This window comes from Pseudoalteromonas sp. SG41-5 (genome assembly GCF_014164495.1).
GTDB lineage: Bacteria > Pseudomonadota > Gammaproteobacteria > Enterobacterales > Alteromonadaceae > Pseudoalteromonas > Pseudoalteromonas rhizosphaerae.
Genome location: NZ_JACJFH010000263.1, coordinates 1 through 783, shown reverse-complemented (window position 1 = coordinate 783; position 783 = coordinate 1). Strand labels below are relative to the sequence as shown.

2 protein-coding genes are annotated in these 783 nt (G+C 41.0%); both read right to left on the bottom strand.

The annotated features are described in order from the left end of the window. Positions 1-578: GAD-like domain-containing protein (locus tag H5232_RS23500; RefSeq protein WP_182831698.1), on the bottom strand; the 578-nt coding region annotated here is incomplete at its 3' end. A gap of 7 nt (positions 579-585) precedes the next feature. Beyond that, the coding region (locus H5232_RS23495) for a polymorphic toxin type 15 domain-containing protein (protein WP_259400201.1) at positions 586-783 on the bottom strand (198 nt) is incomplete at its 5' end.

Below are 783 nucleotides of genomic sequence, written 5' to 3'. Positions count from 1 at the left end.
TTTTCAATATTCTTGATTTTTTTCTCGCCACCCATAAATAAAAATGGCGCAAAGCCGTACACTTCATCAGCATTGAGTGGGCCATGTTTTTTTAATGCCGCAGGAAAAAGTGGTTTCTTTTGGTTGTTTTCTATATCAAGGTCTTCAACTTCTTGAAATGCTATAAAATTTTTTATTGTCCGCTCAGTTTTACCTGCTTTAATATCTTGTTCATTTCCTTGCTTAGTCCGCATCCAATTAAGGTAAGGGCTGATTTCCACAGAATGTCCGGTTTTCTCACCGTAGAGTTTTAAATTGCCCCAGGCATTACGCGCTATAACATAATAAATATCGTCGTGCTCAAACGGGGTGTCTTCTAAAAATCGGTCAAGAATGTCTTGATAATCCGCTGGATTTGTCAGCCAAAATAAACCATCGGCAAAGCCGCTGAAACCGAGTATTTGCCAGTATTCAAGTAGCTGGTCAGGCAGTTTCACTCGATACGCTTCTATATCAGCGGTAGTCGCGGGTACAGTTGTTGTTGGTTGCCTAAATTTGCTTAGAAAATAATCTAAGGCGTCATCATTCGTTTCTATCATGGGCTCTCTACTTTTTATTTAACGGGCAGCGCTCAAGTTGAATGTTCAACTTAGCATCTGGGCCATGTTTTTTAAATGCGTTTTCAACTTGCTCATCCATTAATTGCACGCGTGTTTTATCCCCTTTTTTACTCCCTATGGGTGCTTTAGCCCACTGCGGACCTACAGAGCCATTAACTCGTTTATCGCCCATACGCGATACGCT